The following is a 248-nucleotide window of genomic DNA, read 5'->3' as shown; positions in this document are numbered from 1 at the left end:
AAAAAGAAGCATCCGGCTGGGCGAGTCGGAACTCAACGGTATGATTATCCAGTTTGCGGACGCTTTTCACGTTATCGGCAAATTGCAGGCTGTCGAAGTAGGGGAAGTTGCTGCCGTTGACGTTATGCCACGGGTTGTTGCGGTCAAAAATTCGCTGGAAGGTAAACACCACATCGTCGGCATTCATTTTACGAGTGGGAGTAAACCAGTCGGTTTTTTGAAACGGAACATCGCGACGCAGGTGGAAG

Annotated in this window: 1 protein-coding gene; it reads right to left on the bottom strand. The window is 50.0% G+C overall.

The genetic code is table 11. The features are described from left to right. Positions 1–248: ABC transporter substrate-binding protein (locus tag AC0IZJ_RS28620; protein WP_471855662.1), on the bottom strand; the 248-nt coding region annotated here is incomplete at both ends.

Source organism: Roseateles sp. AC306 (genome assembly GCF_979253795.1).
Note: the sequence above shows the minus strand (reverse complement) of the source record. Positions and strands in the feature narration are given on the sequence as shown.